Genomic DNA, 15,192 nt, shown 5'->3' on the forward strand with positions numbered 1-15,192 from the left:
CCTCCTCTTTCGGATTGTTTACTGATTGGAATTCCATTCGGTAATTTCTTTAGCAATCTCGTCTCCGCCAAGCTTATGCCAATTCTGAACAAAGTTATCGAATTCATCGATGGCAACCTCGCCCATAATAATTTTCGCAAACGTTTCATCTTCCATTTTGGTCAGCACGCCGCCCTTTTGCGACATCGTTTCCGTTGCCGCGCCGAAAAACCCAGGATTTTGCACAAGATTCTGATCAATCTTTTCCTTCACGAATGGCCATGCGCTCGTTTCTCCGTACATCCCTTCTTCATACCATTGCTTCAAATCGCCGTTTTGGTAATCAACTAATTTCGCGTAATATCCGGCCTCTTCCGCATTCAAGCCGCTGGCGTCTTTCGCTTGCAGCGCCTTGACCAGGTTAAGATGAATATCCAGATTGCCGTTCGGTTTGGAGGCATACAACAACGGATAATTGTTGTACAGGAAACCGTCTTTGGCGATAAAGTAGTTTTCAATATCGATATCTTCGTAAGCTTTTTTGATCATCAAATTGAGCATTTTAATCGCTGCTTCCGGGTGAGCAGCATCCTTTTTCACTACAATGTATTTGTTAACCGGAAAGTCAAATTGAATTTTTGCAGGTGTACTGTCGGCAGATGGAATCCCATAAGCGACCCAACGCGCTTTTGGATCCTGATCGATATTGGATTGTAGCGGATAAGTCGGGTTCCACCAGGCTCCATACTGAATGCCCACTTTGCCCCCGGCCAGTTGCTCAATATTCTTATCTCCAGCTTTCACGATAAACTCAGGATCAATCAGCCCCGCCTTGAACATCTCGCTTAGCTTGGCCAGTGCAGCCTTAGTCTCCGGTTGGACGCTGCCATATACAAATTTCCCGGCTTCATCCTGGTACCACTGATTCGGATAAGCATGATAGCCATTGAAAAAGCCTTTTAACGATGCGAAGCTGGCTTTGGTCATCACCTGACTGACCGCAATGCCAAATGTGTCAGACACATTGTTGCCATCCGGATCACGGGCGACAAATGCTTGCGCAATCGCTTCAACATCGGCCAATGTCTGGGGAGCTGCTAACTTCAGCTTGTCTAGCCAATCCTTGCGGATCCACAGTACCTGCGCCGAGTCCGAGGCAGAACCGACTGTCGGGATCGCCATCAGTTTGCTTTGGTTGGAAGCAGACTTCATCTGCAACGGATCCATAGCCAAGATCTGCTTAGTCAGCTCCGAAGCATACTTGTCATAAATTTCTGTCAGATCGGCGATCTGATCGGATTCAATCAGTTGTTTAAGCTGTGAGCTATTTACATGAAACAAATCGGGCAAATCTCCAGAAGCTATCGAAACGTTCAGCTTCTGATCATACTCCCCTTGCGTCGTCCATTGGTACTTGAGCTTGATACCCAACTGCTCCTCAAACGCTCGGCTCCACACATTGTTTTCAAGAGATTCTCCTTCACGGAAATTAACACCGCTTACATCTCGCACTGCCGTAACTTCGACAGCCGGATCATTTTTACCCAATGGATCGACTGCTTCCGACTGCTCAGAAACTTTGCTGGCACTGCTTTCTGTCTGCTCTTTAACCGACGGCGCTGGAGACGTTTGCTGCCCTTCTCCGCCTTGCTCCCCCTTGCTGCATGCTGTAACCGTTATTAGAACAGCGATTAACAAAAACAAAAATCCAACCCGAAACCCCTTGATGCCCATCTGTTTTCCTCCTGGTAACCTATATTTTTATGCCTGTATTCAGTATAGGCACGAATGACACCGCTCTCAATCAGACAATGTTTACATACTGAACCTTTCTTTACACATTGTCTGACAGCTATAAAAATTCACGATATTCGGTTGGGGTCATCCCGGTATGCTTCTTAAAAAAGCGCGTAAAGTAAGTGGGCGACTCAAAGCCAAGCGACTCAGCGACCTCCTGGATTTGCTGATCCGGCTCGCACAGCCGTTTTTTGGCAGCCGTCAAGCGCTCATTTGTGATGTATTCCGTCAGTCCCTCTCCTGTTGTTTCCTTGTACAGCCGCGACAAATACGAATGGTTGTATCCGGCAATTTTGCTGAGTTGCTCCAATGAAAGAACTCCCCCCAGATTGCTCTGAATGTACTGCCTGACCTTGCGGACAACTTCCCGTTCACGGTCTGCCAATTGATGCTGCTGCTTATGGAAAATAGACGCAGCCAACTGCCACAGCTTGGCCGATATGTCACCCCAGGTCTGATGGTGTCCGTATAACAATTGATCGTATTCGAACCATGCCGACCAACTCTCCCGTTGATCCGACTGATAAATGTGTGAGAAAAAAATGGACAGCAGCGAATGATAGATTTGCAGCCAAAGCTCGTCCTGCCTGATCTGATCTGCCCGGACCCGCCCGGTCACTTCCCGGAACAGCTCCCGGAACGGTTCGATCTGACCTTTCTCGAGATAACTTTGCAATTGCAGCCAATGATTTGGCCGTAGTTCATAGAAACGTTTACTGTCATGGCCAAGGGTTCTGGTCGGCAGGTCTGTTTCCACTGCCGCCATCTGCTGCTGCATGCCATATTGCGTATAGAAAACAGCCTTCATTCTGGCGAACTCCGCGCTGCAAACCGCCCAACTGACCGGCTCGCCAGCCGCCAGCAAGGAAAGCTTCAGCTGTAAATGCTGCATACAATCCGACTGAATATGCGTCAGCACATTGGCGATACGGTGCTTGAGCGTTTCCCAACTGGAACTGGTTCCATCAGCGGCTACACTGTTCCGGCCTGCCCCGGACTGTGGCTGGATCAGCCACACCCATTTGGTCTGTTCGTAGAACAGGCCATGCCATTGAGCATGCCCATGAAAATAACGATCGACGACTGTACTCACGGCATAGATTTGTGAACTCTGAACAGTTGCAATGCCAATGTTATCCCTATTTTCTAACCGGCCCAACAGCATTAATACAGGCAGCTCCGCTTCAAGCGGCAGCTGCAGTTCAAGCAACTGTCCTGGCAAAGCCGCAAGCTCCGCCGATCCATTCAGCAACTCCCCTATATATTGCTGCTGCAAAATGGGTAGCGATGCCTGCATCTGTTTCTTCGCCAGTTCCATCAATTGTTTCGCTTCATCGGCACTGCGCAGTAGGTCCAGCGCTTTATCTACCGCCTGAACAATGATCTCGTCGGATTCCGTCTTCAGAATGTAATTGATGCTATCATTGCGCAGAGCCGTCTGAATATAGTTGAAATCATTGTATCCGGTCAAAAAGATCATTTTGCAACTCGGCCAAAGCCGAATAATTTGCTCATGCAAAACCAAACCGGTCATCCCCGGCATCCGAATATCCGATACAACAATATCCATTTTGGTGCTTTCCAACATCTCTATCGCCTCAAACGGAGAGTATGCCCGATAATAGTGGATCGTCTCCTGATAAGTTTCCTCAAACAAGGTGATCAGCCCGTCAACAATATAATCCTCATCATCTACGACCAGCAAATTGTACATATTTCAATTCTCCTGTCCGGGTATATAAATTTGCACGCATAATCCGCCAATCGACGCACGTAAGACCCATAAACCAAACGGTTTACCGAATTTCAACTGAATGCGTCTATGGACGTTGATCATCCCTGTCGTTTCGGCTATATCATTGTATCCTGTCAATTTCCTTTGCAATTGAACAATCTGCTCGTCAGCGATCTCTTCGCCATTATCCTCGATACTGATTACAATTCCATCAGCGCCGGTGACGAATCGGATCGTGACCAGACCGTCCGACCGCTTGTTGAGCAATCCGTGCTCGTAAGCGTTTTCGATGATCGGCTGCAGGAGCAGGCGCGGCAGCATCAGTCGATGATGCTCCGGCAACAGCGGGTCATAAACCGTCTTCATCCGCCGCTTATACCGAAACATCTGGATCTCGATGTATGCCTGCGTGTGATTCCACTCCTCCAGTAGAGAGACATCTTCACTTTCATTGCGGGTAATAAACCGGAAGTACTCTCCCAGATGCTTAGCCAACCGCTGCACATTATCGAGATCCTTCATATGCGCAATACGGTACAGCACAAAATAACTGTTATACAGAAAATGCGGATTGATCTGCGACTGCAATTGCTTGAGCTCTGCCCGCTGGGTACGAATCTGCTGCTCGTAAACTTCGTATATCAATACATCAAGCCGCCTCGTCATCGCATTGAACTGATTGTACATATAATTAAATTCATCCCTGAACCGGTATTTAATCGTAACGCCGGTGCGGCCGTGCTCAACATTGCGCAACGCCTGAACCATAACCTGAATCGGTTTTCGAATCAGCCGGTGAATCCAGTAAGCGAACAGCGCTACGACAAACAAGGATACGATCGACAAAGCAACCAGCCAGGTCTGATTCTCCTTCAAAGGTCCAAGGATCTTATCTTCCTGCACATAGAACAGCAAAGTAGTTCCCGTCCGTTCCGAACGCTCCATCGACACGAAATAACGAACATCATCGATTTTAATCCACTCATTCTGTTCCATTTTCTTCTCCGCGATAAATGCTTGCACATAAGGCTGGAAATGGGCACGCATATCTTCATTCTCACCGCTCTGGAGCGTCCAGTCCATCTCGGAGCCAAACAGCATTCCCCCTCCTCGCAAGATGAATACCATTTCAGAGAGTGACTGCACAATCTTTTCCTGCGACAAAAGAATCTTTACTGAATACAGCGGTGCAACTCCTTCTGGAAGAGATAACGGGTATGCGCCGTAAATATAATACTCATTGGAGTCTTCAATGATTGAATCATCCAAAACTGTATTTAGTTGAAGTAACTCAATCTCATTTACAGAATTTTCATAGGATGTGACTGAGATTGTTCGATTAAGGGAGGGGATGCCGACTTCGACATCGCTTACATATAAGCTGGAGGATCTGAGTACATTTAATCGGCCGACGATCCGACTGACAGACTGAGCAAATTGGTAGGGAGACATAATGCTGGACAGCACGCTGATATCCTGCAAATCCTTGTCCAATATGTATTCGTTCCGCATGTTGATAACTCTGAGCATCTCGCTGTCAAACGTGCTCTGGTAGGAGTTGACTTTCGATTTGATCGTCTTTTCAATTTCCGTTTTGACTTTCTGAGCTCCGTCGTAGTTGGCAATCAGCGCCACTGTAAAGACCGGTATTAACACAATTAAAAACGAACTTAGTAATTTCGTATAAATCGAGAAGTTTTTGTTCCGAAGAAATAGAACAATATGCATACACATGTCCCCCACATAACTAATTTGAAGTATGCAGACATTATAAAGTAATTCCTTCAGAGGCGCTAGATCCTTCAGGAATAACAAATGGGGTTGAGCCGTTTTGGGATCTCGATAATTCCAATTACACCAAACAAAATGGTGTTTTGTACTTGGTTATATATTTCATAAACCTATATAAATGGTGTTGTACTTGGTTATATATTTCATAAACCTATATAAATGGTGTGGTATAGAAACGGAATCGTATGCTTACGAAATACCAACGTATCAGGAATATGATTCCACGCTTCTTCTCCATGGTTTTCAATCGAAACTTCAACGGGTTGCACGTAGTATCTTACAACTGACTGATCCAGCCCCAAGTAATAATAAAAGAGTCTTTCCCCTAAGGATTCATACTCCACGGGACGTTCCGTTTTGTGACTGTAGAAACTCCCAATGATATGCGGATGCTGGTGACTACTCCAGTTATTTACCTTCCGCTTTGGAGTATACAGAAAATCCTCTTGCTTCCAATTCATGTTTGACCAGTCATAACCCACACGACTCCCCCGATAAGTATCACTTATTATCAAAATAAAACACCATGTTCCATATTATCATTTATGCACAAATACTGGGTATGATGAACATGTAGGATTATTAAAAAGACAAAAAAACCTTGATAGACCAATCAAACTGGCTATCAAGGTCTTAATGTTTGTCTCAAACATGTGACACTATTTGTCTTATTTATTAACGTAATCAGTCTCAATTATAGACGTTACCCACAACAATTATATTGTCTTAATTAACCTTGTAAGCCCGCATAGCTTTACGAAGCTCTTTCCACGAAGGGCGTTTGCCGTACATCAGCACGCCTGTGCGGTAAATCTTGGCTGCCAGCCAGCCAATGGCTACTATCGAAGCGAACAATATGCCGATAGACAGCCAAATTTCCCAGATAGCCGGGTTGCCGAGTCCGATCCGCAGGAACATAATAAGCGGCGTAAAGAAAGGAACGAAGGACATCGCTACAACAAAACCTGCGTTAGGATCATTAAGACCAAACATGGCGATGAAGAAAGCTCCGATAATCAGGAACGTAACAGGCATTATCGCTTGCCCCACATCCTCTGTCCGGCTCACCAATGAGCCTACAGCGGCGAAGATGGTTGCATAAATGAAGAAGCCCATAATGTAGAAAATCAAGAAATACACAAGCATCGAAATCTCTAAGTCAGACCAGCTTAAATTAAATTCCTTAATGATTTCATTGTTTGATGACAAAGAGAGGTTCGCCGCTGCTACTGCAATGATCATCACGATCTGCACAAGCGCCAGCAAGCATATTCCGATAATTTTGCCAAACATCTGCTTCAGTGGAGACACGCTCGTAATCAGGATCTCCATAACGCGCGAGCTTTTCTCTGCAGTAATTTCCATCGCTACCATATTGCCGAAGCCGATTACTCCCATATAGAGCAGGAAAAGCAGCACGTACACCAAGGCAAAAGCCATCATCATTTGTGATTCAGTTTTGCCGTTATTCCCACTTTCCTGAGTGGAAATTTGTACAGTATCCATGGTCACAGGAGATTGAATACTGGCTAATTGCTCCGGTGTAATTCCTGCTCCTTTTAGAAATAAATCCGTTTTGATCAATTGAAGTGCTGTTTGCAGCTTGTTGCTCACACTGAACTCCATGGATCCCTCTGATTTGTACGTTGCTTTTGGGAAACTTCCCTCTGCAGCTTCGTCAAACTCCAGATAGCCCTCAATCTCTTTATCTGTAATCTTCTGCTTGGCCAGCTTCTCATCCGCTTCTTTGCTTCCAGCAGAAGGAATTGGCACAATCTCAATTTCAGGCTTCTCCTGCACACTGTAGAAAGCAGCAAGCTTATCCGCAATCTCCGGTTGACTCTCCACGAGCACACCGATCTTGGTGACCTCGTCCGTTGATAGTTTTTGAATCAATGCTGGCAAATTCATCATAACCGTAATCAGGACAATAAGAATCAGACTCATAACACGAAAAGATTTGGAACGGAATCTGGAAAGGAATGTGAACTTGATTACCGTAAACATACTATTCATGCGATACACCTACCTTTTTGATAAAAATCTCATTGAGTGTCGGTTCCATGATTTGAAAACGCTGCACAGTCGCCCTGCTCATCGCGTGCTCAAGAATAGCTTGGGCCGCGCTTGCTTCCCTAATACGAATCTCGTACCCGTTGATATTCTTTTCGACTGAAGTCACCCCTGGGAGCTTCTCCAGGCCATCTATAGGCTGACTTGTCTGAAGAAGGACTCTCTCCTTCGGAAAAGATGCTTTAATTTGATTCAAGCTTCCCTTTAAAACGGTCTTGGATTTATCCAAAATACAAATATTCTCACACAGCTCCTCCACATGCTCCATCCGGTGACTGGAGAATAGAATGGTCTTCCCTTCGTCCCGCAGACTTTTTACTGTAGTCTTAAGCAGCTCTACATTTACAGGATCAAGTCCACTGAAAGCTTCATCAAGAATAAGTATTTCCGGATTATGAATGACTGCTGCGATAAATTGAACTTTTTGCTGATTTCCTTTGGACAGCTCTTCTACCCTTTTGTTGTAATATTCCGGCACTCCAAACCGCTCAAGCCATCTTGTCAGGCTCACATCGGAATCTTTCCGCGACATTCCTCTCAGCTCAGCCAAATAATGAATCTGCTCGCTGACTTTGATTTTGGGATACAGGCCGCGCTCCTCCGGTAAATAGCCCATAAGCCTTCTGAGCTCATCGCGATAGCCCTTCTCTTTCCAAAGAATTTTCCCGGCATCGGGGTAAATAAGCCCCAGCACCATACGCATGGTGGTAGTTTTTCCTGCCCCATTCGCTCCAAGCAGCCCAAATATTTCACCTGACCTCACGCGGATGTCTATTTCATTTACTGCTGTTTTATCACCATATTGCTTGGATACACGCTCAATTTGTAATGGATACATGCTGATCGCTCCTCATTTTTGAATTTGAATTTATATTGTAATTCACTGTTGCTTGTTCCCATTGCGAATCAGAAAGGACAGAATTTCATCCAGTTCTAACGCCTTCGTGCTAATCACATTTATTTTGTGCTCATTTAGGGCCGCTTCCGTTTCCAGTGGGGAATCGCTAATCAGCCTTACAACCCCGGGAGAACCGGGAGAACTATCTTCAATCTGCACAACACCAGGAAGCTGCAGTTTACTATACGCTGACATTCCAACCCAGAAGGCTTTCCATCCATCCATGAGTGTGTCCTTCTCATACTTACCCAAGAGCTGGCCGTCATGCATGAACACTATATAGTCTGCCATAAGCTTAATCTCTTCTAAAATATGTGTCGCCATCAGCACGGTTTTATTTCCACTTTCCATGAAACGCCCGATCTCTTTCATCATAATACGCCAAGCGAAAGGATCTAAGCCTGAACTCGGCTCATCGAGCAGCAGCACATCGGGATTATGTGAGATGGCATAAATGAAAGCCAGCTTTCGCTGCATTCCCTTCGACAGCACTTCAAGCTTGAAATTATCCTGCAGCTCGAACTCTGTCATAAGCCTATCGTAACGCTGCTTATCCCAGCTTGGATACCACCTGGAAACCAGCCTTGTGAGCTCTTTGATCGTCCGGCATTCAATCTCCTGCCAATTCATGGTTTCCGGCACGTAACCGATTCGCCGTTTCAACGCCACTTCCTCCAAGGGGTAGCCAGCCCCTAACAGCTCGATTTCTCCCTGCTCTGGCTTGAGCATATTCATCAACAGCCGAAAAAGCGTGCTTTTTCCGGAGCCATTTTTCCCTAATATAGCCGTAAAATAGCCAGCCTCCAATTCCAGATCAAGGGGACCTAGAGTGAGCTTTCCGAGTGGTTTCGACAAGCCCCTCAGTCTAATAGACATAAGCGGATCCAGTGTCTTCATGACTTGTTTTCTCCCCCTATCCAGCCTTCTTTGTCTTGAACAATTTGCAACAAAGCTTCTTCAAACAGCTGCCGCAGCTCTTCCACAGTAAATTTCACTTGCATGCCGGTCTCTATCGCTGCTTTCATCGCTTGCACAACAGCACTCTGACGGTAATTTTCCAGCTTTGAAACGCCAACCTTGGCCACAAATGTACCCGTACCCTGCTTCGTTCGGAGCATCCCTTCTGCCTCCAAATCCTGATAAACCCTACGAATAGTAATCACGCTGCAGGATAAATCATGAGCAAATTCACGAATTGATGGCAGCAAGGTGCCTTCAGGAAGCTGGCCGCTCAAAATAAGCGATCTAAGCTGAGTTTCAATCTGATGGTACATCGGCTCCGCATGATCCGGAGATATATGAATGGGGATATGCAAGGCTCACACCTTCTTCCTGAACTCTGCAGCTATTACAGGCTCCTTTTCTCCAACAGCTTCCTGACTCTGATTTCACTTACATAAAGGACTAGAACTCCTGTCCCCAGAGAGACAGCGGATGCTATATATCCATACGATCGAATTAATTCCATAGAGGAAGTCCATATTGGAGTTTCTAAGAAGTATGTTATACATAGACCGCCTATTAAAAAAATTACATAACTAAGCAATAAAAGTCGGAGATACAACTTACCGCTCCCCGCAAACTCTCCATAAATGCTCAAACTTCCCAAAATTGCTGAAACTCCTAACCAAAACAGAGCAAAGGCTATATATTCATTCACTGTCAGCATAAAAAGTTGATCAATTCGCATTAAAAAATAATAGGGAATAAAAAAAACAAACGACATCAAACCAAGTGAGAGCAGATATATGATCAACCTGCTGCGTACAAGAACCACATTACTAATTGGCATTTGCTTAAAAAAAGCAAGTCTTTTCGTGTATATATCCGTCTTCCAATAACGAAAATACCTCCGATGAAATTGAAGAACACCTAAATTCTGCATCACAATCAATACGAAAAAATTCACTGTTCCTGCCAATATTAAACGATAAATCTCATGAGCTTCAGCATTCTGAGCTTGGTTAGTCAATGAAATAATTGCAAATACGCAGTAAATATTGAATAAAGAACTCCAGACCAGAGATATCCATTTACTTCGAATCTCCCATATTGCCAGCCACCAGGAATCTCGAAATTTATCCATTCTATCCCCCTGCTGTGTTTAGGTGTTTATGTGTGTATATCTATATAAACAGTATACACATATGAATGGGTATTTGACAAGAGCCTTTTTTTGAGGAAGTCGCCTTGCGGCGTTCTTTGAGGAACGTATTCGTGACGCTAGTGCTAGGGGGAAGGAGTGGCTGTGGGCTGAAGTGTTAAGGTTCAAAAAAAAAAGACGAAGCCTGTCGTTTACGTGAAATCCGTAACCTTGGCTCCGTCTTTTTATACAATTAAGAAAAGTTCGAGTGCTTTGCAGCGGTAAAGCGTTAGGGCTATAGCATATTCGGAACAGGAGAACCTAGTGCAGTCTTATGTTCACTATCCCTTTCGGTCAGGAAACAGACTTCTGGTGTACGTTTGAGAATGGTTTGTTCGGCACTTTGTAGCAGAGAGTGGGAATGGATGTGGGTGGAAGAGCGATAGCGTCCGCATTTAAAGATTTGTTCCACCCTACATTCATTTTCATTCAAGGGAACAAATCTTTAACAGCGGCTGGAGCCCACATCCATTCCCTCCACCATGCACCCAAGTCTCGAACATCCTCCTCAAAGGACGCAGCAAAGTACTTTTCCCATTTTATAAACCAAAAATAGCATCAATAGCAGGCTTCGTATGGCCACCTGGATAAAGAACATACAACAGTACGTATACCGCTACTCCAGTTGGAGCAGTTAATAGCCATGTGATCGCCGCTACACGTCCAACCTTTTTATGCTTGAAAAATTTCTTCTTGTAAGCAAACCATAGTGTGACCAATCCCAAAACCCCACCTAATGTTGCTAAGGCAATATGGAAAAATAGAAACAAATGATAGGGAAGTTTTAGACTCTCTGGCCCACCAAACGCTGTATTGCCTGCAAATAAGGTCCGCGACATATATATAATGAAAAAGGCTAATGCGAAAATTGCACCCATTACCATCAGCTTCTGATGGGTTTCGCGATGTCCTTTCACGATATGATACCAGCCAAACCCGACAAAGATCGCACTAATTACTATAAAAAACGTACTGATCGTGGGTAATACTTGCATAATAAGATCCCATCCTTATAGCCTATTCAGTTACCCGGAGGCGCATCAGCCCTGTTGAGGCTCATAGCCTTGCGGATAATCATCCTTATCATCTTGACGCTCCCTGCGATACCATCTAAAGAAAATATGTGCTAATACAGCCCCATATACGATTTCCTGGATAATTTTCATTATGACTCCGCCAAGCTGCTGATCATCCAACGCAGGTAAATGCGCAAATGGAACATTGGAATAGGAGTACATATCATATAATAAAGTTTTTGCGAAAATAATTAATGCACAGGCTGGGGTAAGTAGAACTCCGTTAGCGAATATATAACCGATCTTCTGCATATCGCTCAGCTTATCTTTCTCCGGCAATGGACAGAAAATAGGGAACCACATCGTAAACGCCGTGATCTGCAGGATTAAATGATATCCAAACAGCAGCCATTCGTTCTGCATTAAACCATTCATGATAAAAGGCATGTGATAGATAGAGAATACCATATTGAATGTGAAAATAGCGATTAACGGTCTTGTTAAAAAGGTGAATATCTTACCAAAGAATCCCTTGTATAAAAACGGACGCAGCAGCCAAGCTGGCAGCCCTCTCCAAATCAAAATCGGTACCATTAAATATAAAATAGTTTGTTGAAGCATATGCACACTAAATAAATAGTGATGTCCAATATAGTTAACAATACTTCCTTGTGCTATATAAAAAAGCGATAAACCGGTATAAAAAAGCAGCTTTTTATTTCGCTCAACCGGCTCGGCATCTTTAAATATTCGCTGCTCAGGGCCTACCAGATTCCAGTACACATATCCAATTACAATTAATAAGAGCAGAAGTATAGGATTCCACATTTCAAAGAATCCGCCTGCATGGTTCATTTGATCCACTGCACTTGCTCCTTTCCACCATTGCTTTTAAAAAAGAAGAGGCAGCTAAGTTTGAACAAAGCCACCTCTTCAATTTATTTTACCACCACGTCAAATATAAAGCTGCAATAACTCCTGTAATTGCCACTATCAATCCACCTACCATAAATAGTAAAGGCAGAAAGTGTCCTCTTTCCTTAGCATGCATCCAGAACAACAATTGAATGGTTGCTTGCACAAATCCCAAAGAAACAATGAAAACCATAATAAAGGAGCGATCCAGCCCGCCGTAAAGAACTACGGCAAAGGCCAGCATTGTTAATAATATCGATATAATGTAAGACATGTAATGGTTTCTTGGCGACTCGTGCTTGATACGTTTGTTTGGTGCGGCTGCTTCATGAGTATTACTGCTCATCTTAGTGACCCACCTTCCCCATCAAGTAAACGACTGTAAAGATAAACACCCACACTAAGTCTACAAAGTGCCAGTACAAGCTAGCTACATAAAACTTCGGTGCTGTTACAACAGTAAGCCCCTTCTTTAATCCTTGACCAATCAGCAAGGAAATCCAGGCTACCCCAAATGCAACGTGTGCTCCATGGAAACCGAGCAATGTGTAGAATGAGGTTGCAAACGCACTACTTGTAAAAGTGTGCTCTTCATGCACATACTCATAAAACTCATAGATCTCCAGACCAAGAAAGGCAAGACCCAAAAGAACAGTAATTGCTAACCAGAACAGTGTAGCTTTAAGATTATGCTTGTGCATACCAATCATAGCCAGTACGCTTGTCAAGCTGCTCGTCAACAAGATGAATGTAGACCAGCCAACCGTAGTCAGGTTAAATATTTCTTCAGCTGTAGGACCAACTGGTACGGAATTGCGAAGAGCGATATAAGTGGCGAACAAGCAGCCGAATAAAACGACCTCCGCGCCTAGAAAGAACCAAAAGGCAAGGACTTTATTTTTTCCTTCAAGGGTTGCCGTTTCTGGATTTGCAGGCAGAACGCCATGAGAGCCATGCGTATCGGTACTCATGCCTTAACCCCCTTCTCTTCCAATTCTTCAGGTTCAATATGGAAACCGTGATCGTCATATAAAGAACGTACGATCATACAAATAAATGTCATAACAACTCCAGCACCAGCGACCCAGTGATGGCCATATATAAATCCATAACCAGCTATGAACAATCCGACTGACATAAGCAGCGGCAGAATGGATGGTGAAGGCATGTGGATGGATCCAACAGGTTCTGCAGGAATCATTTCTTTATTGCCAGCCATCTTTTCTTTCCAGAGTGCATCTAAACCACGTACGAGCGGAGTTTGTTTGAAGTTATACTCCGGTGCTGGTGAAGACATGGTCCACTCCAGCGTGCGTCCATCCCATGGATCCGCAGCAGCGTCTGCTTTTTTCCTGCTTACAATAATAATATTAATAAGGAAAACAATCATTCCGACTCCCATCAGGAAAGCCCCAATGGTACTTATAAAGTTCCCTTCTTCTAACCCATTCCCCGGCTGGTAGGTGAATACGCGCCGCGGCATCCCCATAAGTCCAAGGAAATGCTGTGGAAAGAATGTTAAATGGAAGCCAATAAAGAACGTCCAGAAATGAATTTTACCAAGAGTTTCATTAAGCATACGGCCAAACATCTTAGGCCACCAATAATAGGCTCCGGCAAACAATCCAAGGATTAGACCACCAACGATAACGTAATGAAAGTGGGCAACAACGAAATATGTGTCATGATACTGGAAGTCTGCCGCAGGAACCGCGAGCATAACCCCGGTAACTCCCCCCATTACGAATGTTGGGATAAATGCCGTTGCCCACATGTTAGCTGTAGTAAAACGGATCTGCCCACCCCATAATGTAAACAACCAGTTGAATATTTTCACACCCGTTGGTATAGCAATCGCCATTGTAGCGATAGAGAAAATCGAGTTAGCTACTGGTCCCATACCTACTGTAAACATATGGTGAACCCAAACCATGAAGCCCAAGAAGCCGATAAGTATGGTTGCAAATACCATGGAGCTGTAACCAAACAACCGTTTTTTGGAGAACGTTGAAACAACTTCAGAAACGATACCGAAAGCAGGCAAAATCAGAATGTAAACTTCCGGGTGCCCGAAAATCCAGAATAAATGCTGCCATAAGACGGTGTTCCCGCCTCGATTTACATCGAAGAAAGCTCCGTTAAACAAACGGTCAAACATCAACTCTACAAGTCCAACTGTGATTGCTGGAAAAGCAAGAAGAATAAGCGCTGATGTAATTAGAACTGTCCATGTAAACATCGGCATTCTCATGTAGGTCATACCTGGCGCACGCATGTTAACGATCGTAACCAAAAAGTTAATACCACCAATTAGCGTACCGATACCAGCAATCTGCAGACCTAGTACATAGAAATCCGTACCCAGAAAATTCCCCGTATTATCCTGTAGAATAGATAAGGGTGCATAACCTGTCCAACCAGCATTCGGCGCTCCACCAAGGAACCAGCTGGTGTTCATTAGTACTCCTCCGGCAAAGAACAGCCAGAAGCCCAATGAATTCAAGAAAGGGAATGCTACGTCTCTTGCACCAATCTGTAAAGGTACAATTGCATTCATAAATCCGAAGATGATGGGCATCGCTGCAAAGAAAATCATCGTCGTTCCGTGCATAGTCGTTAATTGATTAAACGTATCCCCGATAAAAATCTTCTGATCGGGAAATGCAAGCTGAATCCGGATAAGAATCGCTTCAAGTCCTCCTAAGATGAAGAAGAAGCCGCCTGCCAGCATATACAGAATTCCGATTTTTTTATGATCGACTGTTGTAAGCCAATCCATTAAACCGCTGTATCGTTTGACCGTGTGAGTGTGAGCCAACGCATTTACCTCCTTTAGCGTTTTCCC

The 15,192-nt window shown here is 44.4% G+C and carries 14 protein-coding genes; all 14 read right to left on the bottom strand.

Annotated features, from left to right (window positions below; translation table 11 throughout):
- Positions 1-18 precede the first annotated feature (18 nt).
- The 14 genes from J2Z66_RS19455 to ctaD all read right to left on the bottom strand — a co-directional run bounded on the left by J2Z66_RS19455 (position 19) and on the right by ctaD (position 15,165).
- A complete protein-coding gene (locus J2Z66_RS19455; protein WP_209973424.1) occupies positions 19-1,713 on the bottom strand; it encodes an extracellular solute-binding protein in 1,695 nt (564 codons plus the stop codon).
- Positions 1,714-1,831: 118 nt separating this feature from the next.
- On the bottom strand, positions 1,832-3,490 hold the full coding sequence (locus J2Z66_RS19460) for a helix-turn-helix domain-containing protein (RefSeq protein WP_209973426.1): 1,659 nt from the start codon (positions 3,488-3,490) through the stop codon (positions 1,832-1,834).
- Between the two features lie 3 nt (positions 3,491-3,493).
- Positions 3,494-5,239, bottom strand: coding sequence for a sensor histidine kinase (locus tag J2Z66_RS19465; protein WP_209973428.1), 1,746 nt, complete (start codon positions 5,237-5,239; stop codon positions 3,494-3,496).
- Between the two features lie 206 nt (positions 5,240-5,445).
- On the bottom strand, positions 5,446-5,817 hold the full coding sequence (locus tag J2Z66_RS19470) for a PDDEXK family nuclease (protein ID WP_209973430.1): 372 nt from the start codon (positions 5,815-5,817) through the stop codon (positions 5,446-5,448).
- A gap of 211 nt (positions 5,818-6,028) precedes the next feature.
- Complete coding sequence (locus J2Z66_RS19475) at positions 6,029-7,318, bottom strand: ABC transporter permease (protein ID WP_209973432.1); 1,290 nt, start codon at positions 7,316-7,318, stop codon at positions 6,029-6,031.
- Positions 7,311-8,213 (bottom strand): ABC transporter ATP-binding protein, encoded by a 903-nt coding sequence (locus tag J2Z66_RS19480; RefSeq protein WP_209973434.1) that lies wholly within the window; start codon positions 8,211-8,213, stop codon positions 7,311-7,313. Before J2Z66_RS19480 ends, J2Z66_RS19475 begins: the two co-directional genes overlap by 8 nt.
- Before the next feature lie 42 nt (positions 8,214-8,255).
- Positions 8,256-9,170 (bottom strand): ABC transporter ATP-binding protein, encoded by a 915-nt coding sequence (locus J2Z66_RS19485; protein WP_209973436.1) that lies wholly within the window; start codon positions 9,168-9,170, stop codon positions 8,256-8,258.
- Positions 9,167-9,589 carry a GntR family transcriptional regulator gene (locus tag J2Z66_RS19490; RefSeq protein ID WP_209973438.1) on the bottom strand — a complete coding sequence of 141 codons (423 nt, stop codon included), beginning with the start codon at positions 9,587-9,589 and terminating at the stop codon, positions 9,167-9,169. Before J2Z66_RS19490 ends, J2Z66_RS19485 begins: the two co-directional genes overlap by 4 nt.
- Positions 9,590-9,621: 32 nt before the next feature.
- Entirely contained in the window at positions 9,622-10,359 is a 738-nt protein-coding gene (locus tag J2Z66_RS19495; RefSeq protein ID WP_209973440.1) for a hypothetical protein, read from the bottom strand.
- A gap of 596 nt (positions 10,360-10,955) precedes the next feature.
- Positions 10,956-11,411, bottom strand: coding sequence for a DUF420 domain-containing protein (locus tag J2Z66_RS19500; RefSeq protein ID WP_209973442.1), 456 nt, complete (start codon positions 11,409-11,411; stop codon positions 10,956-10,958).
- A gap of 45 nt (positions 11,412-11,456) precedes the next feature.
- Positions 11,457-12,287, bottom strand: a complete 831-nt coding sequence (locus J2Z66_RS19505) for a cytochrome c oxidase assembly protein (protein WP_209973550.1) — start codon at positions 12,285-12,287, stop codon at positions 11,457-11,459.
- Between the two features lie 88 nt (positions 12,288-12,375).
- The gene (locus J2Z66_RS19510) at positions 12,376-12,693 is read right to left on the bottom strand and encodes a cytochrome C oxidase subunit IV family protein (RefSeq protein WP_209973444.1); all 318 of its coding nucleotides are present in this window, start codon (positions 12,691-12,693) and stop codon (positions 12,376-12,378) included.
- 1 nt (position 12,694) lies between these two features.
- Complete coding sequence (locus tag J2Z66_RS19515) at positions 12,695-13,318, bottom strand: cytochrome (ubi)quinol oxidase subunit III (RefSeq protein WP_209973446.1); 624 nt, start codon at positions 13,316-13,318, stop codon at positions 12,695-12,697.
- A complete protein-coding gene (gene ctaD / locus J2Z66_RS19520; protein WP_209973448.1) occupies positions 13,315-15,165 on the bottom strand; it encodes a cytochrome c oxidase subunit I in 1,851 nt (616 codons plus the stop codon). The genes J2Z66_RS19515 and ctaD overlap by 4 nt, the downstream gene beginning before the upstream one ends.
- Positions 15,166-15,192: the final 27 nt, after the last annotated feature.

The sequence above is a fragment of the Paenibacillus eucommiae genome, assembly GCF_017874215.1.
GTDB classification, from domain to species: domain Bacteria; phylum Bacillota; class Bacilli; order Paenibacillales; family NBRC-103111; genus Paenibacillus_AI; species Paenibacillus_AI eucommiae.